The sequence below is a fragment of the Desulfocastanea catecholica genome, from assembly GCF_054657295.1.
In genome coordinates, this window is sequence record NZ_BAAHYZ010000020.1 from 65,175 (window position 1) to 91,857 (window position 26,683).

Genomic DNA, 26,683 nt, shown 5'->3' on the forward strand with positions numbered 1-26,683 from the left:
TCTATCCCTTTTTCTCAAAGGTGACAATCTGCAGGATGGAATCAAAATATCCCTGTTTATCACCGCTTTCCTGAATGGAAAATCTTCGTATGAAGACAACATTTTCCTCCGACTCCACCAGGCGAAGAAATTCGATGAGATCGGCGAGGACAATCTGCTGCAGCTTCATCTCCACCATCGCTTCGTTCAACTCATCTCCGGTGACGGTCGACGGTTTCATATACATTATCTGTTTTTTAACCTTCGCTTCAGTTGCCTTCTGATCTAAAAAAGTAAACAGAGTGAAACTGGCCGGGCGCTGGTTTATTCTGCCCTGTATGGTTCCCTCTTCACTTTTCAGGGTGTAATATTCCTGTTGCAACAACCTGATTTCGATTAATTCCTGTTTTTTTCTGGCAATCGATTTCTCCAGGTTATTCCGAGCATCAAGGACCGGAATAATCACCAGCTGCAGCAACAAAAAGCAAACAACAAAACCAATGCCGCCAAAAAGAACCCACCTTTCACGGCTATTCAGTTTTTCTATACCTGATTTCTGCCAGAGACCCGCCAGGCGGTTAATATTGAACCGTGAGAGCATAATTATTTCCCGGCAAGTTCCAGTTTAAGTTCGAAGTTCACTTCATCCCCTTGGGTCGACTGATTCGCTGAGCTGATAACCACTTCGGAAAAATATGGCGATTCTGCAAGATCTTTTTGAACATTATCAACCGTATTAAAATCTCCGGTGACAGCTTTCAATCTGATAGTATTCATATCGGCCACCAGACGAACAACTTTTACTGTGTACTTCGCAGGAATTCGCGCCGAGAGCTCGGCCAGGAGCTCAACGACCGTGTTTCCGGTTCCGCCGGCACCACTGGGCCGGTACGTCGCCTTGATTTCGTTATTTTTAACCTGCAATTGCTGGACAGGGTTAACTATGCGTGTCACTTCCGGAAGAGTCTCCTGGAATATTTCAGTGATCTGCTGCCGTAATCTTTCCTGCTCGGCGCTTAATGTTGAATACGTATATGCCGTATACGCTATGGCAAAGACGATAAGGAGAGACAGAGGAAGGGCGATTTTTAGCAATACATCACGATATTCCCGCACGGATTTCTTTTTTCTGAAATCATCTTTGCGAAAATTGAACCCTCCGCTTTTTTTACCATCCTTAAAAACATGGGCAAGGATTCTGTCCATCAGCTCAGGCTGATACAGACTTTGTATCTCCGGCTCGATCTTGGTAAGAGGTTGGGCACTCGGTCGAAAAACATCTATGGCCACCCCGCCCAGAGCCGGTGCTAAAATCGCCGATGCACTCTGCATCAGTGACTCCGACCCGGTCAGATACACTGTAAAATCGGCATTCTCCGTATCGAGGAGTTGCGAGGCGTGCACCGTCTGTTTTACATTTTGTACAAAGACGCCGTCGATCACAGTCCGGCCGGCAACTTCCGGAAGGATCCCCAGAGAACGGACAAGGGCGATCTGTCTGTTGCGGACGATAAACACACTGGCCCAGCGAGTACCGATATCAATAAGAAGAAAGTTTTCGGCCGGCCCTTCGGCAAGGACCAATGCGCTGGCAAGACCGCTGATACCGATGCTCCGTGGATTAATTCCGGCCTCATTCAATAAAGAAAGATATGTTGCCAGCTCTTCACGACTGATCATTGCGGCAACAATATCCGTTTTCTCCTTGCCGGTTTTTGCCACAATGAAATCAATGAGCAGACTTTTGATATCAACCGGGGAATAATCCACCAGTTCGAAGGGGAGTGCCTGGGCTATTTTATTTCGATCGGAAAACGGCAGGGAGACATTTCTAAACGAAAAGAACTCGGCGCCAAAGGTAACCAGACATGAACCGCCGGAAAATCCGGCCTGTGCCTTGACCTCTTCGATTGCATCTTGAAAAGACCGGCTGGTCGTATCAGCACTGCCGCAGCCTGTTACCCTGGTTATTTTCGAGCTTCCATCCACCAGCACTGCGGCAACGGTATCTTTGTGGATATCCAGGCAAAACAAAGTATCCGCCATAAATTACTCCGTTTTTTTCCCAAGCAGCTTGACTTCGCCGCCGCTCAATCGTTCAGCAATGGCTATCACACGTCGTGACAGGCTGTCAAGCGTACCCGTGGCGGTAATCTGAAAATACCTGCTCGTGCTGGTCAACAATGTTTCATTTATCACTATATCTCCAGGCCATCCGTCAATCCCTTTGTACCAGGCCGATCCGGCAAGGCTTTCTTCATTTTCCTTTGCTCTTCTGTATTCATTCAGCCTTTCCAGAAGATCGTCACTGATAAGCGTGTCCATACTTTTTATAAGCAGAAGCGGTGCCGTGCTGAGATTCACTTTGCCGTCATCGCCGTGCACTGTCAGGTAATCAGCCAGTCCCTTTTTTCCTTCCGACCCAAAAAGCAGTGCCGGGCTTATACCTTTTACCAATAATAACTCTTCAATATACCGTACTGGTCCATTTCTGCAGCTATATGATTTTTCAAGTGACTGGTAGAAACCGCTCTCTGCGCCGAGATCCAACTCCTGGTCATCTGCATCGATCCAATCGACCAGGGCATCGATGATGCTGCTTGCCTCAGTCTCATCTTCTATAAAAAAGTCCCCGGACAGCAGCAGGCGAAGCAATATCTCACGAATGCCATTTTCAGTGTTGTCACCGCTACCGGGATTCTCTTCATTTTTCCGGACCAGGCTGTTGATCTGTAACCGTCCCGACAGGTCGACAACCTGCAACCGCAGGGAACCGGAGGGAAACAATTCGGTAAAGCTCTCCTGGTCAACAGTTGCCCAACTGTCGAAGAAGGAGTCGTATTCATTCTCTTCACCATCATGCTCGAGAAGGGCCAGGGCAATATTGACTCCCGAATCGGCGATTGCCGCCAGTTGATTGCCCACTCGATAATTATGCGAGACAAGAAATTGTTGCCAGCTGGTCTTGTGATACTGCAGCGTGACCGCCACAAGCAAACTCACCGTCATGACGGTAATCAGCAGGGCCATGCCTTTTTCGTCGTGCAGCAGAGTCTTTTTTCCCCTCATCCCAGCTTTTCTCACGGTCATTGCAGGGCTACAGCGGTTTTAAAAAGAGTACTGCTCTCACTCTCCACCGACTCGGCAAATCTGAGCTCGACAGAGACCTGAGCAGGAAACGGCGGCTCCTCCTGAGCAACACCTTCGCCGCTGGCTCCTCTCTCATCAAGCAGCCACTCCTCAGTTTCTTTACCATCCCTGTCAAGATAGGTAAATCGAAATTCCTGCAGACCTCGACAGACAAGATGTCGTGCGGCATCGGCATCGTCCGGCTCAACGCCGGGCAGGAGGGCACTCTGCAGCCGATAGAGATTGAGCAGACCGGTTTCCGCATCAGGTTCTACCTCGTAGCGAAGCAGGACAGGTCCGGCGTGGGTATCGGCTTTTCGTAAAACAAGATGCGCCGACGAGATAAAAGAGAGACTGTCTCCACGGTTTCCGGAATAATCATTCGTTTCTCCGCGAAAGACACCGCCAGGCCCGGTGACGAGAGAACCCAGATCCTCAGTTAATATCTCAAAAACAATCCGGGCGGCATTGGCGGTCTGCAGCCGCGACTCTGAACCATGGATTACATGAAATGTCGCACGATAGGCGCCGTATACCGACGAAATAACTATGGCAAAAATAAATATTGCCATAAGCAGCTCAACAAGGGTAAAGCCCCTTTCCTGCCTTATCGAGGAATTACTGTGCACCTTATTCCTCTCGGCGACCATAATACGTCAGCGTATAGTTGTAGGGGGTCTCGTTCCACAACACGGTCAGTTCAATCTTTTGCAGCGGTTTTGCCAGCTTCGTCAAGGCCTCGGGACTGTCAAAAAATGCAGTTTCAGTTTCAATCTTCCAGCTGTATCCCGGAAATTCCTCACCAAAATCGCCATCATCATTGGCCATGAAAGCGTTGCCGCTTTTAATTTCCGCCAGTTTCCCGGTGGCCAGCATCGGGGCTACAATATTAAAGTGCGCTTCTGTTGCATGTGAAAGACTCCTCGACTGCGACCCAAACAGGGCAACAAGCGCAACAGCCATGATCGAGACAGCGATCATCACCTCCAAAAGAGTAAAAGCCCGCCTATTGACAAACAATAAACAACCGGTATACATCGACTGGGCCATGGGTAATTCGTCCCTTTTAAAAGGGCGTTAATTCATCGGACACGAGTGTCGGTTCGAGAAACGGATAAAATTGTACATTCAGGTGTTCGCCGTCTTCATCTTCAATCTGAAGCAGGAGGTCGATCATATAGCCCTGTTTACTCACCCAGACCACTATCTGGTCCTGTGCCGAATCCTCATCGTTTTCCAGCAATATTCCTGAAATTCTTACTGATTCAGGAAATGTCAACTCCCCTCTCCTTTCCGTATCGCCTTCCTCACGTCCACTTACACCGCTCTCCGGTTCATACCAGATGCGGTTTTCCAGCCGGCTTATATGCAGCAAATACGGTTGTTGAGTACGAACAGCCAGCTCTCTTACCCCGGTTACCAGTCCAATGAGTTTTCTGGTCGTGGCTTTCAGCGGATCGGTGAAAAAAGTATTACGGAGTGTCGGAATAGTCAGTGAGAGCATGATGCCTATCAGCGTCGTTACCACTATCAGTTCAATAAGGGTAAATCCACTCTCATCGTCGGTTCTTCTTCGATTGTTTGCGAAACACCAGCCGCATAATGGGGATGAGGAGCCTGTCCGAGAATAGGCATTTTTTCTCAGGTCAAGGCATTTCAGAAAAATAAGCACAGCCATATACTTAATATTGCGAGCATTATTTTTTTGAAATAACGCCGGGCTGAGGAAAAAGGGCATTCTCGGGCAAGCTCCTACTCGACTTCCCAATTATTTATATCCTTTCCGTCCCCTTCGCCTCCGGCCTCGCCATCGGCTGCATAGGAACTGAGATCAAAATCCCCATTCAAGCCCGGACTGAGATAGACAAAATTATTTCCCCAGGGATCAAGCGGAATCTTCCCTTTTTCCAGATAGCCCCCTTCACGCCACTTGGCCGGCAGCTTGCCTATAACAGGAGGTTCGACCAGAGCCTGAAGCCCTTGCTCCGTCGACGGATACATGCCGTTATCCAGTTTATACATTTTCAGTGCCGTATCGATTCCCTGGATCTGCAGGGTCGCTTTGGTCCGTTTCGCCTCTTCCGGATGGCCCATGATCTTCGGACCTATATATCCGGCAAGAATACCGATTATGACCAGAACAACGAGAAGCTCAATGAGCGTAAAACCTGCTTCACTTCTGTTTTTACGACATTGACCCAACGGTTTATATTCAATCTTCATACGGAGGTAACCTGTGATTTTAAAAATATTTGCAAAATTTTCTGCCGAGCTGACCTTCGAGGTCGACAGGAAGAAGTGGCATGACAGGCAATGTCTGCGTAACAGAGCACACACGCCCACGCCAAACGGCAGAATATTCTCACCTGCCACGACAATATATACACAACTTCCGATTGGAATCCAATACCGCAAGTCCTTTGTTCAAAGTCTTTTGTTATCCGATCATCTGATTCATCTCAAAGATCGGCAACAAAATTGACAGAACGATAAAGCCGACCGCCAGCCCCATGACCGCTATCATCAGCGGCTCAATAAGTGACGTCATGCCCATTATCGCTGTTTCAACTTCCCGCTCGTAGGCTCTGGCCACCTTGTCCAGCATAGTTTCGAGACTGCCGCTCTGCTCACCCACGGCAATCATCTGGACAAACATGGGCGGGAACCACTCCGAATCGGACAGGGCGCTGGTCATCGTCTGTCCTTTTTGTATCTGTTCCATGGCATTATCGATCACCCGTGCGACATGGACATTGTTGACCAGGGTCCGAACGATCTGCATCGACGTCATCAGGCCGACGCCGCTTTCCAGCAAACTGCCCAAAGTCGATGAAAAACGGGCAAGAATGACTTTTTGCACCACCGGTCCGACAATAACCATCTTCAGCTTGAGAAAATCCCACCAGGACCTGCCGGTCGGCTGCACAATAAAATAGCGCAGCCCGGTAAAAGCAAGCCCGAAAAACAACAGACAGGCCCACCAGTACATTTTCAGGAAATCACTGAGACGGATAAGGAGAAGCGTCGGCAACGGCAGGACTTTATCCATCTCCGTGAAAACCTGGGTGATATTGGGGACGATATAGGTAATAAGAATAAATAAAATCGCCGAGCCGATAACGGCCATAAAGATAGGATAGACAAGCGCGGCCCGCAATCGCCCTTTCAAGGCCTCCTGTTTTTCACCAAAATCGGCCAGCCGTTCTAAAACGATATCCAAGGCCCCTGACGCCTCTCCTGCGCGCACCATATTGATAAAAATAGATGAAAACAACTTGGGGTGTTCCGCCAGGGCATTGGTCAGGGTATTACCTTCGTTCACGGCTCCTTTTATCTGGGCAATAACTTTTTTCAACACCGTATTTCGTGTCTGTTCCACCAGGGAGTCAAGCGCCTGGACCAAGGGAATCCCCGCGCCCATCAACGTCGCCAGTTGACGGGTCATGATGCTGATCTCCTCGGATTTGACGCGCTCGAACAGACCGAAACCCATACCTCCCCTGCTCCCGGCCTTGCTCTGTCTGCTCCTGCTTACAGCGATAGATACAGGATATCGGCCCTGGGAGCGCAGTTTCGTCCGCGCCTGCGCTTCACTGTCCGCATCGACTATCCCCTTGACATTTTTTCCCTTGGCATCAAGCGCGCGATATTCAAATACTGGCATAGAAAGTCATGGTCATATTACTAGGATTTACCGCGCGAAGGACAACACGGAACAAAGAAAAATGGCAAATAAGGCAAATCCGCCGTATACTCATGGGTAATGGCTTCGTAGAAATTTTTCCCCCGGGGCATTCTATTTCTTCCGGTGTATTTTATCGTTGATGCAAACCTATGTATACACGCTATTTCGGCCTGACTGAGAAACCCTTTGCCATCGCGCCCAACCCCCGATATCTTTTTATGAGTGAATTGCATCGGGAAGCCCTGGCCCATCTGATGTATGGTCTGAGCAGCGAAGGTTGTATTATACTCCTGACAGGTGACGTGGGCACGGGAAAAACAACAGTTTGTCGTTGCCTGATAGATCAGCTGCCTGAAAAAACTGATATCGCTTTGATTTTAAACCCAAAACTGACTATCAGCGATCTGCTTAAAACCATCTGCGATGAACTTAAAATTCCCATTTCGGCAACCACCCCGTCGATAAAAGAGTATATCGACCAGCTCAATGCATATCTGCTGCGTGCCCACGCAGAAGGAAGAAATACCGCTCTGATCGTCGACGAGGCGCAGAACCTCGATATCGAAATTCTTGAACAACTGCGTCTGCTTACCAACCTGGAGACCAACACCAATAAACTGCTGCAGATCATCCTGATCGGTCAACCGGAACTCCGCAATATTCTCAGTGACCCGAAGCTGTCCCAGATCAACCAGCGCATCACCACCAGATACCACCTGAAACCGCTGCAGGCCGCCGATGTCGGCACCTATATAGAACACAGAATTACCATTGCCGGGGGGAACAGCAGAAACGTGCTTTTTTCAAAAAAAGCGATCGAGTATGCGGCGAAAGTTTCCAAAGGAATACCTCGAGTGATAAATACACTCTGTGACCATGCGCTCCTCGGCGCCTACGCAAACAACAGTGATCATGTCAGTCTGGCAATTATCAAAAAGGCAGCCGGCGAACTGGCTGTGACAAACGATGGCAAACGTTACCCGGCTACAGGGCTTATCGTGACACTCGCCCTGCTGCTGTCAACAATTGGCGTTTCCTTTGGTCTCTCTTTTATCGACGAGAGGGATAACATCGCCTTGCTGCAACAAAATGTCGTCTTGCTGAAAAAAAACCTTCTTGCAAAGGCAAATGTACTCCTGACTCCAGCAGACAAGGATTAACGCCATGTCCTATATCCTCGATGCACTGAAAAAATCCGACCAGGAACGGCAACAAGGATCCTCCCCGAATGTCCATTCGACGCATGGGCCTATCATAGCACAACGTAGAGGCTCTGCCTCAATATTTAAACAGCGGCCATTCCTGCTGGTATCCGGCGGAATTGTGCTGTTCTGCGCCTTCCTTGGTATATTCTTTTTCCAGCAACACCGATTCTTATCCGAACAGGATTCGACAAAAACCCCAGCTGCTGCTCTTCTTTCCACCGTACCACAAACAGCGACGACGGCGCCCCTGCCACAACCGTCGAGCGGGGGCACCGAAGCAAACACGACATCAGCACAGACAGTCGTTGTCATAGAGAAAAACAACGTGGCGCTCTCCACTACCGGAGACAAAAAAACTCTTGATCCACCCACAAGCAGTGCCGCAAAAGCTGCACAAACCTCTGTTTCACTTCTGCCACTTTTAGAGGATCTTCCCGCCGCTTTGCAGGCGGAAATCCCTCCCCTCAAATTTGCCGGGCACACCTATTCGAAAAAACCGTCGCAGCGGATAATCATTATCAATGGTAAAATACTCCGGGAAGGTGACATGATCGCCCCCAGCACATTTTTAAAGGAAATTACCTGGGAAGGAGTGACCATCGAAAGCAACAGTGTTCGTTTTCGGGTAAAAACCAATTGATGACGACGCCTCTCCTTAACCGCAAGAAATTACCAGCACCGGAGATGGACAGGAGCTCTTTTTGACCTGTCCAGTGGTACATAAAGATTCTTGTGCAAACTATTTCCCTACCTTGGCCATTGCTCCTTTTATCGAAAGAGCATAGGGCTTCTCCTTGAGGAGAAATGCAGGCAGGCTGTTTTTGACCAGACGGGCCCTCTCCATAGTCGGATATTCCCCATAAAAGACCAATATATTTCCCGGTGCGGCTGTTTTCTTAAAAATATAGAAGTTGCCGGCCTCTTGCCGGTAATGGTCCTGAGCCAGCATTTTTTTGAGATTTTCTTCAGCGTTTGCCGATGCAAGAAGCATAAGCTGCACGGTATACAGGTCTTGCTTGTTCTTTCTCGTCCAGGCAGAACCCGCCGACACTCGTTCATCGTACAGTTTAGCGGCAGGAAAATGGGCAAAGGCGGCAGTGACCTTACGTATCTTTGACCGAGGCTCTCTTTTGATTACCTGCGGTGGTAAAACCGGCGGCAAGGCCGGCAATATTTCGGGATTTCGCTTTACGCCTGTAGCAGGTTGCAGGTGAGCAATGTCTTCTTTTTCCTCTGCAGCCGCTTGTGGCGAAGCGGTTATGTCTTCGATTACACCATCAATCTCTTTTTCTGCTTCCTCTTCTACGAGCGCATTCTCGTCGTGCTCTGCCGGTACATTTCCAAGCGACATCGCCACTGCCGTTTCTACCGCCACCGTCTCCTGTTCCTCCGGAATTTCGACATTCACCTTCGCTTCCGGCACCGCTGCCGGCGTTTCTATCTGTACGGTTTTTGCGCTATGGTCAATGACCGGGTCAACATCATTGGTCTCGTCCCCCGGACTGAACAGGTAAAAGAGTAACAAAAAACACCCTGCAGCACCACCGATCCAGGGAAGATATGCAGCAACTTTGTGCCTGAAATATGAATATATTCCCTCATCCGACCGTTTTCTGGCGCTGTTGATGCCGTCCTTGACACCTTCCAGAAGCTTCATAAAGGAAGTGTCGTCACTATGGATGTTCACCGACTCCTCACCAAGCATGTTGGTCATTCTGAAATTGCCCTGGGCGAGACTATAGATGTTACCAACCACCTCCTCGGTAAACACCTTTGTTGCATCGGTATCCGTCAGGCGAGCAGCACAGTGTTTCAGATAGTCGGCTGTTTCGGTTGCAGAAAGTGGTGCGAGAGCAAAGTGCAGTTCATCCGTCCTCTCAAAATCACAGAGCGAGAGCTGGTCACAATTTTCAAGAAAGGTGTCCTGGCCGGAAAAGAGGATATGTATTCGTGCGCCGGATTCTTTTATCCGATCGAACATTTTGCGAATTCTCTCCAGGGTGGCGAGGAACATATTTTCAGCCTCGTCAAAGATGACCAGCAGCTCCACAGATTCACTGAGCAGAAAAGTGACTATCCGGTCCACGGCCTGACCGGTATTTCCGCTATCGATGCCGCCTGCCTCATCCAGCCCCAGTTCATTCGTGATACTGCGCACAACGTCGTCAAAAGAATCAACGGTCCGGGGGAAGAAAACGGTTTTGCCTGGTCCGAATGGCAGTGCCTCCTGCTCCAGGAGACGGCACAGCATCGTTTTGCCACTCCCCTCATCTCCGGTGAGCACCATAAGGGTGGCGCCGTTTTTCATCGCCTCTTGCATTTCAGCCAAAACCTCACCCCGGTTGGCCCCATCGAAATAATTTTCAAGAACGACTTCTTCCTGAAAAGGCCATATGCCGATACTCTTTGAATCGTTGCGGATGTCGTTCATGATAGTGTGGAAACGGTTGTTAATCGGTTGTTAATCGGTTGTCTGGAGGTACCAGGAGGCTGTCCGAGAACAGGCGAGACAATAATACTACACTCCTGAAATAAATACATAGACTATTCGTCTGCCGGCAACAATGGCCAATGTCGCCTCAATGGTGCCGTGCGGTGGCTCTTTTCTTCTGATGATTTCAATGGTAGAGTAGCCTCTTTCGTGCATCTCCGGCACTGATAAACGTTTACAACTTGCAGTATATACCATCCGTTGGGGTTTTCGGTGAACGGTTACTGTTGCACTCTCCCATCGACAAGATAAAGACCAGCACAACTATGCCGATATTCCAGCTGAACGAAAAAATCCAGTTCCCTTCTCCCAAGTATGCCGAAGACAACGGTCTTCTGGCCATAGGCGGAGACCTGCGCCCGGAAAGACTGTTGATGGCCTATAGCCAGGGGATATTCCCCTGGTATTCACCAGGCGATCCAATCCTCTGGTGGTTTACCAGTCCTCGCCTGGTTCTCTTCCCCGAAGAATTCAAGATCCCCAGGAGACTGGCTCGCTATGCAAAGACAGCCTCTGTTGACATAACCCGTGACCGGGCATTTTCACGAGTGGTCAGCGAGTGCGCCAAGATACGGACGGAACAGGGCAGAGAAACCTGGATCTCCCCGGAAATGCAACAGGCCTACACAACCCTGCACCAGCTCGGTTTTGCCCATTCAATTGAATGCTGGCAGAACAATGACCTGGTCGGTGGTCTCTACGGCGTAGCTCTCGATCGGGTGTTTTTTGGTGAATCGATGTTTTCCAGGATAAAATGTGCTTCTCAGTTTGCCCTGATCGCGCTGGTCGAGTATGTAAAAAGCAAAAATTTTCAACTGATTGATTGCCAGATGACGACCAAGCACTTATTACGTTTTGGGGCAAGGGAATTAAGCGGCCGGGAATTTCAGACCCACCTCAAGGAACATATTAAAAATATTATCCCCTCTACCAACTGGAAAAATGAAAGCAACAAAGGCAAATGAACCATGTAGCGTCTGTGCCGGGAAAAGTGACCGCGCAGCAAGCGAAGATGACGGTCTCTGTCCGACCTGCCTAAGCATAGTTGAACTGTTAAAGAACAGGCCCGACGTTCTCCAGCAACTCGTTCAGAGAGCCGGAGTGCCCATCATGGCCTGCCTGCAGTCGACACATGTCGAGAAACAGGTCGAGCAGGAACTTCCCGACGTTCTTGATGGTGTCCGTTACAGGACAACAGACAGGGAACGCAACAAATGGTATGTTTCGATCAGTGAGCTTGACGGCAACCCGGTGGAAATCTTTGCCTCAACGGCATTCGACAGAGATCAGCATCTCCAGTCGCGTATTTCCAACCTGACCACCATCACCAGGCTTATTTCTCTTACCCTGCGCCATATCTTCCTGGGCGAAAGGCTCACCCTGGAAAAGACCCTGACCCAGCTCAAAAGAAGCTCAAGGCAGCCAAACGATTTACCGGACATGCTCGGCAAAATACTGGCTAATTACATTGAAAAACCGGCAACACCGGAGGAGCAAAAGGCCACTGATGACGAAACAGTCATTCCCTGAACAAAGATCAGACAATTTTTTTTAAGCCTATCCTCAACAGTCGAGATCGAATTCATAAGGAAGATCAGACTTGTCAAAGTGTTTGAGGACCTTTTGCAATGCATAGAGGTTAACCACCTTAAAGGTGAGTTCCCAGGCAGGATAGAGTGACGAATAGCTGGAGAGAATCTCGAGACTCTGCATTTCCAGTTCCGGGGGAGCAGATCCGATAATCTGCATAATATTTTTTCTGGTCGCCCTGAGGACATGAAGAATTTGCTTCTTGCGGACGTAGGTCTGCCTGGTGTTCCATGAGATATCGACGGCATCTTCGCGCTGAAATTTGAGCTGCCTGAACCGTTCGCAGTTTTTATGGTGAACGGAAAGTCCCTTTGGGGTGAGCAGAGCGCAGTTGTCCTTGGCCGTAGGATTGGGTTTGCAACAGGAAGAGAGCTTGACGGAAACCGGGTCAAGGGTTGTCAGCTCAATTTTATTGAAGGCACCGGTTGGCGTCACCAGCGGTGAAACGCCACCAAAGAGAATATTTTTAACATCTTCCATGAACTCTTTCAGGTGCAGCCGTCCCTCACCTATCCGCACATACAATTCATCCAGCGAGGGAATCGATTCATGCGCCAGAAGCTCGGGCACATCTTGCCCTTCCAGGACATCGAAGGGAATACCATAACGCAACATCTCCTGCCGCAACATGGAAAGACCGACTTCCCGGGTTACTTTTTTACATCTGGCCTTAAAGTTTTTTGTCAGTTCCCCCCGTGCGCGTGGGGTCTTGCATAAGCTCAGCATATGCTGCTCAAAACGGATAGGCTGGTCAGCACGGACGATTCGAACCATATCGCCATCTTTCAATACATGGGAGGGACCGACTCGTTTATTTCTGATCATGGCCCCAAGACAGGTCTGGCCAATTTCCGTATGCACCCTGAAGGCAAAATCAAGCACCGTGGAATTCACGGGAAGACAGATCAGGTCACCCTGGGGGGTATAGGTATATATCTCCTTGATACCGCTGGCGGCAATAACATCACGGTAGGACAGAGAATCATCGGAACTGATAACGTCAAACATTTCCTGAATTTCTCGAATGAAGGTAACTTGTTTTCCGCCCTTTGAGCTCCAGTTTCTAAACAGGCCGCGCTGCGCCTTTCGCTCCATTTCATCGGTGCGAATCTTAAAGAGAAATTTCTGACCTTCAATAATCGCCCTGGCGTGCAGCCCCTGATACCCAGTTGGTTTGGGATTGGCAATAAAATCGCGGATGGTCCTGGGAATGGGTACAAAGGTCTGGTTGGCAATGCCCAGCGCCCGGTAACAGGACTGCACATCATCGACGACAATGAGGATCTCCAGCGGCGTATCTATGCGCTGTACCAGAATTCGATTAGCGATATCATAGTAGGCCCATAATTTTTTTGTCCGGACAGTTACCCTGCAGGAGAGATTATTCAGTTCGGCGTTTTTTTGCACATTTTCAACAATCGTCCGACCAAGAGAGGATTGCTGCAGCTGGCGTATATGGCTGTTTATTCGGGCACCCTGTTTCGGATACTTATACAAAAGAGCCAGGTTGTACATTTCCCGCTTAAGGTTAAACAGACCGAACACCGTAGCCAGCGGGGCATAAATATCAATTGTCTCGTCGGCTATTCGCTGCCGTTTGGCTTTCGGCATGGCCCGCAAGGTACGAAGATTATGCAGACGGTCAGCCAGTTTTACCAGCATAACCTCCGGCCGCAATGCCGCACCGGTAAAAATTTTCTTATGGGTGTTACGACTGTCTTTCTGTTTATCCCCGGAGACGTGGGTTACCTTGGTACACCCTTCGACAATGGACTGCACATAACTGCCGAACTTCTGGCCGACCAGCTCGGCGGTAACTTCTTCAACATCCTCGACGGTGTCATGCAGGAGGGCTGCGGCGAGGATTTCCGGATGGGTAATATCCATTTCCTCGGCAAGAATTTTGGCCACGGCACAAGGATGAAGAATATATGCATCACCGGATCTGCGCCATTGATCATTATGGGCGTCGACTGAAAAATCAAGGGCTTCCCAGAAGGTTTCCACCCCCGGTTTGTCGCCAATCAAGGTCTGCATCTGATTGCGATAGAGTTCCAGATCAAATGAAATACGCCGCATACTCTCCTAATTCTGGTAAAAACAGCACCTGTCTGTGGACAGAAGCCATAGGTGTCTTAACGTACAAGTCCTCTACAATTACCGATCATTTCCCTGTGTCTCATCTGACCAGCAATAACAGGCACTATTTAAAGGTAATATTTTATTCAGCTTAACAAAATTCTCCTGTCGGAGAAATCAAAAATCCAGAAAATGCCTAAAAAAAGAAAATCTCCCCAAGAATTCACGCAATACAAAGAAAAACGGCCTTCCCGATCAAAAAACAGAGACGGCAAAATCAGTGCCACAGAAAACATGGTGCTTGCTTCCCTGCATGCAGCAGTGTCCTCGCTTTCATTTGCCGAATTACTTGATCGTCTGCCAATAAAAAGCCACGGTCAGGATACTGTCAAAACGGCCCTTGACTCCCTTATCAATCTGGGATTAGTCAATAAAGACAGTAAAAACAACTACAGAATCCATAAAAATGGTCTGCTCTTTGAGGGTATCCTGGTACAGCATCCAAAGGGTTTCGGTTTTGTCAACGTGAGCCAAAATTCAAGAAACAGCGCCCAAAACAGTGCTCTATTAAAAAGGGATCCTTTTATATCCCCCGATCACATGGCCGATGCCCACCACGGCGACACGATTTTAATTCGCGTTTTTCGTATCCGCAAAGATGATCGCCCCGAGGGCAGTGTGGTGGCAGTACTTTCCCAGGGAAGTAATAGAATCGGCGGTATTTACAGCAAAAAAGGTCGTGACCACCTGGTTTACCCCGATGATCGAAGATTCCCGTTTACCATCAGAATTACCGACAAGGGCGGCCTGCAGCCGAAACAGGGCGATGGCGTCATAGCCGAATTCGACAGGGGCAGCGGCCCAGCGAAGTTTCTCCAGGGAAAAATCCTGGAAGTTCTCGGGCCGGCCTATGCGGTCGACACCCAGATGCGGCTGGTGATCGAACAATTCAACTTGCCCTTTCAGTTCAGTGACGAAGTAGTGCTGGAAACGGAAAACCTCAAGGAAACGTTCACCGACGTGCAAACCAGAGAGGATTTCAGAGAGGATTTACGGTCAACCGCCCATGTCACCATAGACGGAGAGAGTGCAAAAGATTTCGACGATGCCGTCTGCGTCGTTAAAACGCGGAAAGGCTTTCGTCTGTTTGTCTCGATCGCCGATGTCAGTTATTTTGTCATGCCGGGTTCGGCAATTGACCGGGAAGCCTATAGTCGGGGAACTTCTATCTATTTTCCCGGCAGGGTCATCCCCATGCTGCCGGAAAAACTGTCCAATAACCTCTGCAGTCTCGTGCCGGAGGAAGACCGATTCACCGTCTCGGCAATACTCGATTTTGACCGCTCCGGGACACTGCTCGGCAAACACTTCTGCAGATCAATAATCCGCAGCCGGCATCGCTTCACCTATACAACCGTACGGAAGATACTTATCGACAAAGACCCGGCCACCCGCAAAGAACACAAGAACTTCCTTACCGGGCTTAAATGGGCCGAAGAACTGGCAACTGCCTTGCACAAAAAACGTAAAAACCGCGGGTCGATTGACTTCAACCTTCTTGAGCCGGAATTCACCCTGACGGACACCGGCGAAATCGAATCGATCAAACGAGCAGAAAGAAACTTTGCCCACCAGATCATTGAAGAATTCATGCTTGCCGCCAACGAGGCTGTCGCTGAATTATTCAGCCGGCAGACGCCTTCGGCAATGTACCGGGTGCACGAACCACCCGAATCAATAAAAGCGGAAGAGTTTTTTCATTTCGCCAAAACCCTCGGCCTCGCCCTGGCGCCTTTTGAGAAAACCCCAGCCTGGTTCGCCGGTGTGCTGGAAAAAGCCAAAGACACAAAATACGAATACATTATCAACAATCTCCTGCTGCGAACGATGCAGCAGGCGCAGTATTCGGCGAGAAATGTCGGCCATTTCGGTCTGGCGGCCAGTGACTATACCCATTTCACCTCGCCGATCAGACGGTATCCCGATTTAATTGTCCATCGGGAACTTCTTCAACTTCTCCCTGGCAATGTTGCACAAAAGCGAACAGACAATCGGCAGTCACGCCTCGCACAGGCAGCGGAATTCCTCTCAGCCCGAGAAAGAACAGCAGTTACGGCTGAAAGAGACATGAGCGATCGTCTGAAAATCGGCTACATGAAAAACAGGATCGGCGAGTCATTTGAGGCAATAATTTCCGGGGTAACGGAGAACGCGCTGTATGTGGAAATTCAAGATCTGTGCATCAGCGGTGCCATCCAGGTAGAGTCGCTCAAGGATGACTATTACCTGTACGACAAGAAAAACTACCGCTTATTTGGTGAGATTACCACCAAAACCTATCAGATCGGAGATCTCGTTCGGGTAACCGTTGTTGATGTGGATATCCTCAGCAAAAAAATCCAGTTTACCTTAGAATCCAGTTTACCTTAGAGACAGTAAAGTAATCGCCAATGGCTAACAATATCACCCTTCTTTCCCGGATTGCCCTGATACTGGTTCGTCCCAAAATTCCTGAAAATATCGGTGCCGCGGCCCGCATTGCCTGGAATATGGGCATCACTCGCCTTATTCTCGTCAGAGACTGCCTGCCTGAACGCGAACCGATGGCCAAAATGGCCACCCATAAGGCGGCGCATCTCATTGATAATCTCGAGTTATTCCCCAATCTAGCGGAGGCGTTGACCGACTTCACGGTGGTGGTCGGAACAACCGCCCGAAGAGGCCGCCAGAGATTCGTCGCACAAACACCCCGGCAAATGGTCGAGGCACTGCTCCCCCAGCTGGCCAATAACCAGGTAGCCCTGCTCTTCGGCCCCGAAGACACCGGCCTGACCAATGACGACCTTAAATACTGCCAGATGACCTCGGCCATTCCCACTGCCGATTTTTCCTCGCTCAATCTCGCCCAGGCAGTGGCAATTTACTGCTATGAATTGCATTATGGCATCATCCATGCGTTAAAAGACATGGCTCCGGCTCCGCAGCTGGCAACTTCCTTTGAGCTCGAAAGCATGTACTCCTTGCTAGAAAAATCTCTTGTCGCTATTGATTTTATAGAAAAAGCAAGCCATACTTATTGGATGAGCAATATCCGAAATTTTTTCAGCAGGATGCAGCTTACTTCAAAAGACGCAAATATTATCAGAGGTGTCAGCAAGAAATTTCTGTTACAGCAAAAAAGCTCAAAAAGATTAGAATGACGGAGACCCATGAAACAGGATGACAGTTTGACCAAAGACGTCTTGCCCTCCAACAAGTTCTATCCGCCGCATATAGACCAATCACAATCTCTCTTTAGAGCCACCCTGCTGCAGGCCAAATTCCCCGATCAGAATCACAACAAAAAGGTTATTATTATTGAGGCACAGGCCGGCCAGGGAAAGACAACTCTTGCGTATCAATTTCTCGAATCACAGGACCATACCTACATCTGGTATCAGATAGGCCCGGAAGACTCGGATCCGGTACTGCTGCTCTCTTCTCTGCTCATGAATCTTTGTACCAACCTGCCTGAGTTCGCCTCACCGCAACTGACAAAGATCTTAAACGAAGGCAGTGTCGGGCCATTTGACTTGAGCCGCTGCGCCAATATCCTCCTTCGTGATCTGGACACGTATCTCGAACAAGACATCTACCTGGTTTTCGATGATCTTCATCGTATCGAATTCGGTGCCCTGACCAATAAGCTGATCGAATATCTTCTCGATACTTCGCCTCCACGAGTGCACTTTATTTTCATCAGCAGACAGCCGCTTGATATAAAAGGGACGACAATTCGCAACGGCGCACAGATTGCCTATCTCAGTACCGCTGACCTGGCGCTCGGCAATATGGAGATAGAAGATCTGTACACGACCGTACTGAAAAAAGAGATCAGCAGGCAGGATGCCATCAAGATCCAGAAAGTTACCAATGGCTGGATCATGGGCATTCTCCTGGCAAGTCACCCCATATCCGGCAGGAGCAGGTTCTGGCTTGACCCATCCCCGAAGTCCCTCGCCACGGCACCGCAAACCGGCCATATGCTCGATTATTTCCAAGAGGAAATTTTCGCCCAGCTCCCGCAGAAACTGCACAGAATTTTTCTGCAATTATCTTTTCTGCAAGAAATTCCAATAGCCCTGGCCATGGAGATTTCCAGCATGGATACCTTCGGTCAGATACTCTCGGAGATGACCAGGGAAAATTATTTTATCTACAACCTTGATGATCAACAGCAGGTTTTTCGTTTTCACCATTTTTTTCAGGAGTTTCTCCAACAACGTGCCAAAGAGCAACTTACCGAGACGGAGATTGCTGCCATCTTCAACCTGGAGGCTCGCTACTATCAGAAGCAGGACATCACCGAAAAGGCTTTGATGTGTTATAAAAACGGCGGCGACTTTGCGGCAATGGAAGACATCCTGCGAGAAAAGGGCATGGAATTGATTGCCAAAAACAGGACTTTTACCATTCTCGGTCTCCTGCTCAGTATTCCCAACGAAATTCTCTTCAACCACAGATGGCTGACCCTTTACGCCGGTCTCCTCCGTGTGGATTTCGCTCCCCAGACGACCCTGCCGTATTGGCTGTCCGCCCGTGCCCAGTTTACCGAGGCACAGGAAAACATCGGCGAATTAATCGCATTATCGCAAACAATTTATTTTCATTTTGTCGTATCGGGAGAATACTACAAAGGGGCTGAACTGCTGCCACGGACCGAATTCCTGCTCGAAAAAACCAGGGCCACACTGCCCATGCCGATACTCATCATGGCTGCCCGTAATCTGGCATCCGGCTACTGCTTTTTTATAGGCGACATGGAAAAAGCCCGGCACTATGTGCAGATTGCCACTACGCTGGCGGTCAGGCACAACATTCACAATTTTATTGCGTCGACGAGGTTTATCCAGGGATACATTGAGCTGTTCAGCGGCAATCGGGCGAAGTATCTGCGCGAGGCAGAAATCTGTTTTTCACTCTTTAATGACCCGCTGGTCTGCGAATCCAATAGATTATCCATACGGGTCATGAATCTCTGCTATCTTTCCATGACGGGAGATCACTTGAATTTTTCCGTCCAGCAACAGGCCCTGCAAAAATTCATTGATCAAACCGTTGTTGACCAGACCATTGCTGCCCCCTATCTCTACGTCTGGGGAAGCAGTAATTTATTTTCTCTCGGCCAACCCCAGCAAGCCATTGAATTGCTGAGAAAAGGACTTGGTGTCAGCTCTACCGCAGCAACGAATCATATGCAGAGCCAGCTCTTGCAGTGGAAGGCCTTCGGCCTGGCCATTTCCGGCAATGCTGCACAAGCGGAAAAAGATATTGTCGAGTCAGCCCGACTCAGGGAGCAAGCGGCGGGCACGTTCTATACCGCTTTTCACAAGATACTGGCCGGGGCGATATACACCCGCACTAAAAAATTTGACAAAGCCCGCATCCTTCTGGAAAGGGGGCTGGCCATCTGCCAAACAATTCCATCAACCTACTTGACGATTTGTGCACTCTTTAATCTCAGCCACCTCAAGTACCTCTCCGAGAGTCCTGATGCAGCTCTTGAGGATCTAGAAACCGGTCTTTATCTGATGAAAATCAACGGCTACAGTCATTTCTGGAGCTGGGAACCGGCAATGATGACCACGCTGCTCGCCATGGCCGTGCAACGGAATATTGAAAAAGATTTCGCGCAGAGCCTGGCGCAGAGCCGTCTGCATGTCAATTTTTCAGACGATGGCCGACCGATTCCCCTGTTACAATTTACGCTCATGGATAGTTTTGCATTGAGCATGTCGGGAAAAGTTCTCCTCCAATCGAAAAACCTCACCCCTTTCCAGCGGGAATTACTTGGCTTACTGATCACGGCAAAAGGTCAGCGTATCCCCCAGGAAAAAATCCAGCTGGAACTCTGGCCTGAAAGCAGTCCGGAAAATGCCAGGAAAAGCTTTGATACCCTGCTTAACAGGCTACGAAAAAAGCTTACCTCCCACCTGTCGATACCGGTGAAAAACTATCTTTATCTGCAAAAAGGCATCCTCTGTCTGGCCAACTGCGACATAGATTCCCGGCTATTCCAGAAAACCGCCAGAGCTGGTTTAACCCATTGCAAAAACGGCGATCTGTGGCAGGCACACAGCGCTTTCAACACCGCTGTTTCCCTATGGAAAGGCGCCATGCCCGAGGATACATTCAGAAGCGAAAAAGCACTCCTGTATAACGATAGCCTGACCGGCCTCATGGCGGAAATAGGCTCGACCTGGGCAAAAAATCTGGCGGAGACCGGCAGGATGGAAGAGGCCATAGCCATCCTCGAACGAATTCTACATAGTAACTCCCTTGAGGAGGAACTGACTCTGCTGCTCTATACCTTCCATTGCCGCAATAACAATCATCTCAAGGCACGCGAGATTCTCGAGCAATACCGCAGAGCTCTTTTAAAGGCAGAGTACAGCCCGGAAGAAGCAGATTCGTTCATTGACGAAATTATCAGGACGATCGGCGCTGCATAACCAGGTTTGTACATTTATACATTCAACCCCTGTAGCGGACATTTTTCGCACAGGGGTTTTGTTTTTTTACAAAAGGTGACGGCAACACGAACAATCAGGGCGTGAAACTCATTGTACAGCTGCATATCTTCCGGTAAATGAGCGGTAAAAACATGCTGTATTGTCTGGTAATCGGTCTCCTCTTCGACCATATTATGCCGACTGAAGACCCTGTGGGTATACATATCGACGACAAAAACAGGGTGGCCGCACGCATACAGGAGAATGGAATCTGCCGTCTCCGGCCCGACTCCTTTCACTGCGAGCAGGTTTTCCCGGGCAGTTCCCAGGTCATCACCTAGAAACAACTCCAGATCCCCATTATAGATGGTCGCGACCATATCGAATAAATTTCTCAAGCGCTGGGCCTTGAGATTATAATATCCCGCCGGCCGAATCATTTGCGCTATTTCATCGGCCGTCAAGCGGGAGAGGGAATGATAGGTGAGCAGATCTTCCATCTTGAGATTGTCGATGGCTTTTTGCACGTTTGACCAGCTGGTATTCTGGGTCAAAATAGCACCGATCATTATTTCAAAAGGAGTATCGCCGGGCCACCAGTGCTGTGGTCCAAAATGGTCGTATAATAAACGATAGGCCTCACTGTAGTTGTTTTTTTTCAAGCCGGCAATCACTGTCATTTATTCCAGCTCACTGCGGCTTTCTTTGTCCCCGAAGCAGATACCAATATCTCTTGCAGTGAGAACCTTATCGCTGTTGAGGTCTACTTTTTTGCGCATTTTTATCGCTTCAGCAATTGGTACCGCCACCATCTGCGAATCTTTTAACGCCACCATATGGTCAAATATTTTTTCCTCCACAAGACGGACAGCTGCCGCACCAAACCGCAAGGCGAGCAATCTGTCAAACGTCGTTGGCGAACCGCCGCGCTGCAGGTGACCGAGGACGAGAGATCGGGTATCCTTTTCCGTTCGTGTTCTAATCTCCGACGCAACCCATTCCCCCACTCCACCTAAAATCATCTCATCCCGGCCCAGTTCCCCTTTGCCTTTATTAAACCGCCGGCCATCTTTCGTCACCGCACCTTCAGCGGCAACCACTATGGAATAGAGTTTATCACGCAACTCATTGTCGGATATCTTGTTACAGACTTCTTCGATATCAAATGGAATTTCCGGTATTAAAATCACATCGGCGCCACCGGATATTCCTGAATAGAGCGCTATCCAGCCGGAATCCCGTCCCATGACCTCGACAACCATGACCCGGTTATGAGATTTTGCCGTTGAATGCAATTTATCAAGTGCCTCTGTTGCCGTGGACACCGCGGTATCAAAGCCGAAAGTCCTGTTGGTTTGCTCCAGATCGTTGTCAATGGTCTTCGGCACCCCGATAACCGGCATACCTTTCATGGCAAACCTGTGGGCAATATCCAGGCTGCCGTCACCTCCGATGGCGATATGGCAATCGAAACCCATTCTTCTAAAGTTACTGAGTATTTTATCAGAGACGTCAATGACTTGAATTTCTCCCGCAAGATTTTTTACGGGTCTTGAAAACGGATTGCCCTTATTTGTCGATCCGAGAATAGTGCCGCCGGTTGAATATATTCCTTCGACATCTCTCGGGAAAAGCCGGACCATTTCATCGATATCCATGAAACCGCCGTAGCCATTTCTGCTGCCGTAGACCTCCCATCCCTTGCGATAACAACTGTGAACTACGGCATATATAACAGCATTCAGACCAGGTGCATCCCCGCCTCCTGTCGAAATGACAATCTTTTTCATAGCTGAATTTTCCTTTTCATATTTTTCAAACCTTGACAAACTCGTAAAAACCTACGCCTTCGGATGGCTAAGTAAAAAAATTCACTCGCACTCTGGAGTACACTCTCCCTGACAAAAATCGCGGATCACCACTGCTTTTTTTTCCATTGCTCAACTATAAACAAAAAAACAAGTTATTATCCAATAGAATATAGAGAGCATTCCATTTTACCCCAAAGGCCTTCTTACTGCATGATTATTCAAAACAAATCGCCACTGTTCAATTGGCATTTAGCGAAAAATCTGCTTTATCTGCAGCAAACACTTAAGAAAATGCTTGCACACTTGGCCACAGCAACTATTTTAGCCATCAACGGTGATTGACTATTAATCATCTCACCTTAAGGTGTAAACTACGAGTAAAGGCTTCTCCAGCAAGCAAACAGGTCGTACCAGGAGAAGATATGTAAGAATCAAATTTCAAGGAGGAGTTCCATGTCCGATTTAAATGTAACAGACTTGGCTGTTGCAAAACTAAAAGAATACATGCAGGCAAACAATATTGAATCCGCGTTGCGTGTTGCTTTGATGCAGGGTGGCTGAGCAGGTCCCTCATTGGGATTGGCTCTGGATGAGCCTAAAGACAGCGACAAAGTTTTCGAAAACGATTCACTCAAGTTTCTGGTTGAAGACAGCTTGATGACTACCTGCGGTGGCATCACCGTTGATTATGTTGATGCAGGTCCGCGCTCCGGTTTCGGCATTACATCGGTTAACCCGATCAGCTCCGGTGGCGGATGCAGTTCAGGTTCCTGCAGTTCAGGAAGTTGCGGTTGATGCAGTTGACTATCGCAGATATTTCCTATCAAGTCTCACCTGCTTCGATGCAGATTTAAGCAAAAGATACTCTTGATAAAAATCAAAAAGGCCAACTCCTCTCAGGAGTTGGCCTTTTTTTTACCCTGCCCTCTCTGTCAAAAACTTGACGCAACAAACTCCCATTCTTATTCTCTCTGCGTAACTTTTACAATTTACGGTATGAAAGAGATGCACTAAAATAGTGTGCCGAGAGGAGAGATAATGCAATTTGACAAATTTACCCTGAAATCACAGAAAGCCGTTCAGACCGCCCAACAGCTTGCCCAGGACAGCAATCACCAGGAGATCCACACTGCGCACCTGGCAAAAGCGATCATAACCCAGCCGGAAGGTATCGTTGTCCCGGTTCTGCAGAAAATGGGCGCGGATCCTTCGCTGATACTAATGGACATCAACCAGCTTCTGGAAAAAATCCCGCGGGTTTCAGGCCAGGGAGCCGGACAAAGCTATGTTTCCCGTGAATTGCAGCAAATACTGGACAATTCCTTTGCCGTTGCCAAGCAGATGCAGGACGATTATGTCAGTCAGGAACATATTTTCCTGGCAATTCTGAAAAGTTCCGACAGTGAGCTCTGCAAGGCTTTGAAAAATCGCGGCATAGAAGAAGCCGGCTTTCTCCAGGCACTGTCGGTTATACGCGGCAGCCACCGGGTTACCGATCAATACCCGGAGGAAAAATATCAGGCCCTCGAAAAATATGGCCGCAATCTCACCCAACTGGCAAAACTTGGAAAAATTGATCCGGTTATCGGCCGTGATGAAGAGATTCGTCGTATTATTCAAGTCCTGTCGCGCAGAACAAAAAACAATCCCATCCTTATCGGCGAACCCGGCGTCGGTAAGACCGCCATTGTTGAAGGACTGGCCCAACGCATAGTCAATGGTGACATTCCGGCAACCCTGAAAAACAAACAGGTCATAACCCTTGATCTCGGCTCCCTTGTCGCCGGGGCCAAATACCGTGGAGAATTTGAGGATCGACTGAAGGCAGTCCTGAAAGAAGTCGAAGAAAAAGCCGGTGAGATTGTTTTATTTATCGACGAAATCCATACACTGGTCGGTGCCGGAGCGGCGGAGGGTTCGATGGATGCCTCAAACATGCTTAAACCGGCCCTGGCCCGAGGCGAGTTACACTGTGTCGGTGCGACCACAATTGATGAATATCGAAAGTATATTGAAAAGGACAGTGCCCTGGAAAGACGTTTTCAGCCGGTACTCGTCCAGGAACCCTCGGAAGATGACACCATCGCCATCCTGCGCGGGATCAAGGAAAAATATGAAATTCATCATGGGGTACGCATTCAAGACAATGCCACAGTTGCCGCGGTTATCCTCTCGGCCAGATATATAACCGACCGATTTCTGCCGGACAAGGCAATCGACCTCATTGATGAAGCCGCGTCGCAATTACGTATTGAAATAGATTCAATGCCTGTGGAAATAGATGAACTCGAACGACAAAAAATTAAACTTGAGATAGAGCAGGAGGCGCTGAGGAAGGAAAAGGACGATGTCTCGAAAGAACGGCTTGAGGAGTTGAAGAAAAAACTCGCTGACCTGAACGATAGTCTCACTTCGATGAAGGCGCAGTGGTCAAGAGAGCGGGATACCATCCGCGACATTCAAAGCATTAAAGAACGCATTGACCAGGCGCAGATCGAAGAGCAGAAAGCGGAAAGAACCGGCGACCTGCGCCGCGTTGCAGAAATCAGATACGGTCAGAAGGTACAGCTTGAAAAAGATCTGCAGGCGGCAAACATAAAACTTCAGGAAATACAAGCGCACCAGATGATGCTGAAAGAAGAGGTCGATGCGGAAGATATTGCCTCTGTTGTCGCCAAATGGACCGGAATTCCTATTGTCAAACTGCTTGAGGGAGAAAAAAACAAGCTCGTTCACGCCGAAGAAATTCTCGCCGAAAAAGTCATCGGCCAGAAGCAGGCGATACATGCGGTGGCCAGTTCCGTCAGAAGAGCCCGTGCCGGTCTGCAGGATCCTGATCGCCCCCTCGGCTCGTTTATCTTTCTTGGGCCGACGGGGGTCGGTAAAACAGAACTTGCCCGATCGCTCGCCGACTTTCTCTTCGATGACGAACAGGCTATGGTCCGTATCGATATGTCGGAATATATGGAAAAACACTCCGTCGCCCGGCTCATCGGTGCCCCCCCCGGCTATGTCGGCTATGAAGAGGGCGGCTATCTGACAGAGGCCGTCCGGCGCCGCCCCTATTCGGTTATCCTTCTCGATGAGATAGAAAAAGCCCATCCGGATGTCTTCAATGTTCTGCTGCAAGTTTTGGACGATGGAAGAATGACCGACGGCAAAGGACGAACGGTTGACTTTAAGAACACCATATTAATAATGACCTCCAACCTCGGAAGTCAGCTGATCATGCGCATGGCGACCGATGGCGTGGAGAAAAAAATTGTCCAGCAGCAGATCGATGAGATGCTGCACGCCCAGTTCAAGCCCGAATTTCTCAATAGAATTGACGAAATAATAATTTTCGACAGTCTGCAGCGTGAAGACCTGCTGGCCATAGTTGACATCCAGCTGAAAAAACTCACCAGCCGGCTTGAAGCAAAGGACATCACTCTGCATGTTCGAAAAAGCGCCAAGGAATTTCTCGTTGATACCGGTTACAATGCTTCCTATGGTGCACGGCCCTTGAAAAGAGCGATCCAGAGACACCTGGAAGATTTGCTGGCCATGAAGCTCCTGGAAGGTGAATTTACCGACAGAGATCATATTATTGTCGAAGGTTCATCGAGCGGCTTACACCTGTCGCGACAAAGTAAATCATCATGATACCTGTTGTCAAACCAGGCGGGAAGAAAAAGGTGTGATAAAACCTTTCGCTTTACACACACCCGGACTTGCATTATTTACTCACCTACATGTATGCATAGACGCCGGTGGGAACTGTTTTCTTCTCTGTGCAGACCGGTATGCTGGTCCAAAAATTCCCCCTTACAGGATATAAACAATGAGTGCAACCATAGAAGATCTTACAATAAACTACGAAGAAGACGGCGTCCAGATAGTAAAAGAAACCGGCAAGGAGGTCCTTTCCAAAGGGGCCTGGACGACTATCCTCTATCGTTTTAAGAATCTTGATAAAAAAACAGGCGAGTTCGGCAAGGATATGTATATTATTCGTCGTTATCAGAAGCGCGACGGGGAATATCAGATGAAATCAAAATTTAAGATTTCCAGTAAGGAACAGGCAAAAAAGATCGTCGATGTTCTCTCGCAGTGGATTACCGAGAATTAATTAAAAGAGTGACTTGAAAGCGGTACATGTCGTTTCCAACAGAACTACGGGACATTACCGGATTCAGCCACTTGACCAAAAATATTAATTTGTTATAATTCGTTCTTGAGGG

General features: G+C 48.8%; 23 protein-coding genes. 10 read left to right on the forward strand and 13 right to left on the reverse strand.

What is annotated here, in order from left to right; translation table 11 throughout:
- Position 1: 1 nt before the first annotated feature.
- From ACYQ8U_RS16905 to gspF, 8 genes are all read right to left on the reverse strand, one after another.
- The gene (locus ACYQ8U_RS16905; RefSeq protein ID WP_459946735.1) at positions 2-580 is read right to left on the reverse strand and encodes a type II secretion system protein M; all 579 of its coding nucleotides are present in this window, start codon (positions 578-580) and stop codon (positions 2-4) included.
- 2 nt (positions 581-582) lie between these two features.
- On the reverse strand, positions 583-2,025 hold the full coding sequence (gene gspL, locus ACYQ8U_RS16910) for a type II secretion system protein GspL (RefSeq protein ID WP_459946736.1): 1,443 nt from the start codon (positions 2,023-2,025) through the stop codon (positions 583-585).
- Positions 2,026-2,028: 3 nt separating this feature from the next.
- Positions 2,029-3,048 carry a type II secretion system minor pseudopilin gene (locus tag ACYQ8U_RS16915; protein ID WP_459946737.1) on the reverse strand — a complete coding sequence of 340 codons (1,020 nt, stop codon included), beginning with the start codon at positions 3,046-3,048 and terminating at the stop codon, positions 2,029-2,031.
- Between the two features lie 17 nt (positions 3,049-3,065).
- Complete coding sequence (locus ACYQ8U_RS16920) at positions 3,066-3,758, reverse strand: PulJ/GspJ family protein (RefSeq protein ID WP_459946738.1); 693 nt, start codon at positions 3,756-3,758, stop codon at positions 3,066-3,068.
- Complete coding sequence (locus tag ACYQ8U_RS16925; protein WP_459946739.1) at positions 3,739-4,158, reverse strand: type IV pilus modification PilV family protein; 420 nt, start codon at positions 4,156-4,158, stop codon at positions 3,739-3,741. Before ACYQ8U_RS16925 ends, ACYQ8U_RS16920 begins: the two co-directional genes overlap by 20 nt.
- 16 nt (positions 4,159-4,174) lie before the next feature.
- On the reverse strand, positions 4,175-4,786 hold the full coding sequence (locus ACYQ8U_RS16930; RefSeq protein ID WP_459946740.1) for a pilus assembly FimT family protein: 612 nt from the start codon (positions 4,784-4,786) through the stop codon (positions 4,175-4,177).
- Between the two features lie 74 nt (positions 4,787-4,860).
- Positions 4,861-5,331 carry a type II secretion system major pseudopilin GspG gene (gene gspG / locus ACYQ8U_RS16935; RefSeq protein WP_459946741.1) on the reverse strand — a complete coding sequence of 157 codons (471 nt, stop codon included), beginning with the start codon at positions 5,329-5,331 and terminating at the stop codon, positions 4,861-4,863.
- Between the two features lie 214 nt (positions 5,332-5,545).
- Complete coding sequence (gene gspF / locus ACYQ8U_RS16940; protein ID WP_459946742.1) at positions 5,546-6,772, reverse strand: type II secretion system inner membrane protein GspF; 1,227 nt, start codon at positions 6,770-6,772, stop codon at positions 5,546-5,548.
- Between the two features lie 170 nt (positions 6,773-6,942).
- Between gspF and ACYQ8U_RS16945 the strand changes: the two genes are divergently transcribed.
- Together ACYQ8U_RS16945 and ACYQ8U_RS16950 are read left to right on the forward strand one after the other, a co-directional pair.
- On the forward strand, positions 6,943-7,953 hold the full coding sequence (locus ACYQ8U_RS16945) for an ExeA family protein (protein WP_459946743.1): 1,011 nt from the start codon (positions 6,943-6,945) through the stop codon (positions 7,951-7,953).
- A gap of 4 nt (positions 7,954-7,957) precedes the next feature.
- Entirely contained in the window at positions 7,958-8,638 is a 681-nt protein-coding gene (locus ACYQ8U_RS16950; RefSeq protein WP_459946744.1) for a general secretion pathway protein GspB, read from the forward strand.
- Positions 8,639-8,737: 99 nt separating this feature from the next.
- Here ACYQ8U_RS16950 and ACYQ8U_RS16955 read toward each other — a convergent pair whose 3' ends face one another.
- Complete coding sequence (locus ACYQ8U_RS16955) at positions 8,738-10,429, reverse strand: AAA family ATPase (protein WP_459946745.1); 1,692 nt, start codon at positions 10,427-10,429, stop codon at positions 8,738-8,740.
- Between the two features lie 87 nt (positions 10,430-10,516).
- Positions 10,517-10,645: a hypothetical protein gene (locus ACYQ8U_RS16960; RefSeq protein WP_459946746.1), complete on the reverse strand. Its 129-nt coding sequence runs from the start codon at positions 10,643-10,645 to the stop codon at positions 10,517-10,519.
- A gap of 110 nt (positions 10,646-10,755) precedes the next feature.
- Between ACYQ8U_RS16960 and aat the strand changes: the two genes are divergently transcribed.
- Positions 10,756-11,454, forward strand: a complete 699-nt coding sequence (gene aat / locus ACYQ8U_RS16965; RefSeq protein WP_459946747.1) for a leucyl/phenylalanyl-tRNA--protein transferase — start codon at positions 10,756-10,758, stop codon at positions 11,452-11,454.
- Positions 11,432-12,019 (forward strand): TSCPD domain-containing protein, encoded by a 588-nt coding sequence (locus tag ACYQ8U_RS16970; protein WP_459946748.1) that lies wholly within the window; start codon positions 11,432-11,434, stop codon positions 12,017-12,019. The genes aat and ACYQ8U_RS16970 overlap by 23 nt, the downstream gene beginning before the upstream one ends.
- 33 nt (positions 12,020-12,052) lie before the next feature.
- Here ACYQ8U_RS16970 and ACYQ8U_RS16975 read toward each other — a convergent pair whose 3' ends face one another.
- Positions 12,053-14,158, reverse strand: coding sequence for an HD domain-containing protein (locus ACYQ8U_RS16975; protein ID WP_459946749.1), 2,106 nt, complete (start codon positions 14,156-14,158; stop codon positions 12,053-12,055).
- Between the two features lie 294 nt (positions 14,159-14,452).
- On the opposite strand from ACYQ8U_RS16975, the gene rnr reads away from it, so the two are divergent.
- Genes rnr through ACYQ8U_RS16990 form a run of 3 tightly spaced genes read left to right on the forward strand, consistent with a single transcriptional unit; the run spans position 14,453 to position 20,649 of the window.
- Positions 14,453-16,588, forward strand: a complete 2,136-nt coding sequence (rnr, locus tag ACYQ8U_RS16980) for a ribonuclease R (RefSeq protein WP_459946750.1) — start codon at positions 14,453-14,455, stop codon at positions 16,586-16,588.
- 20 nt (positions 16,589-16,608) lie between these two features.
- The gene (locus ACYQ8U_RS16985) at positions 16,609-17,358 is read left to right on the forward strand and encodes an RNA methyltransferase (protein ID WP_459946751.1); all 750 of its coding nucleotides are present in this window, start codon (positions 16,609-16,611) and stop codon (positions 17,356-17,358) included.
- Positions 17,359-17,367: 9 nt separating this feature from the next.
- Positions 17,368-20,649, forward strand: a complete 3,282-nt coding sequence (locus ACYQ8U_RS16990) for an AfsR/SARP family transcriptional regulator (RefSeq protein ID WP_459946752.1) — start codon at positions 17,368-17,370, stop codon at positions 20,647-20,649.
- 14 nt (positions 20,650-20,663) lie between these two features.
- Here the strand turns inward: ACYQ8U_RS16990 and ACYQ8U_RS16995 are convergent, their stop codons facing one another.
- The gene (locus ACYQ8U_RS16995; protein ID WP_459946753.1) at positions 20,664-21,329 is read right to left on the reverse strand and encodes an endonuclease III domain-containing protein; all 666 of its coding nucleotides are present in this window, start codon (positions 21,327-21,329) and stop codon (positions 20,664-20,666) included.
- Positions 21,330-22,439, reverse strand: coding sequence for a 6-phosphofructokinase (locus ACYQ8U_RS17000; RefSeq protein WP_459946754.1), 1,110 nt, complete (start codon positions 22,437-22,439; stop codon positions 21,330-21,332).
- A gap of 474 nt (positions 22,440-22,913) precedes the next feature.
- Here ACYQ8U_RS17000 and ACYQ8U_RS17005 point away from each other — a divergent pair, with 474 nt between their 5' ends.
- The 3 genes from ACYQ8U_RS17005 to ACYQ8U_RS17015 all read left to right on the forward strand — a co-directional run bounded on the left by ACYQ8U_RS17005 (position 22,914) and on the right by ACYQ8U_RS17015 (position 26,571).
- Entirely contained in the window at positions 22,914-23,255 is a 342-nt protein-coding gene (locus tag ACYQ8U_RS17005; RefSeq protein WP_459946755.1) for an IscA/HesB family protein, read from the forward strand.
- Positions 23,256-23,498: 243 nt separating this feature from the next.
- The gene (gene clpB, locus ACYQ8U_RS17010) at positions 23,499-26,105 is read left to right on the forward strand and encodes an ATP-dependent chaperone ClpB (protein WP_459946756.1); all 2,607 of its coding nucleotides are present in this window, start codon (positions 23,499-23,501) and stop codon (positions 26,103-26,105) included.
- A 178-nt stretch (positions 26,106-26,283) separates the two neighbouring features.
- Positions 26,284-26,571 carry a hypothetical protein gene (locus tag ACYQ8U_RS17015; RefSeq protein ID WP_459946757.1) on the forward strand — a complete coding sequence of 96 codons (288 nt, stop codon included), beginning with the start codon at positions 26,284-26,286 and terminating at the stop codon, positions 26,569-26,571.
- The last annotated feature ends 112 nt before the right edge of the window (positions 26,572-26,683 follow it).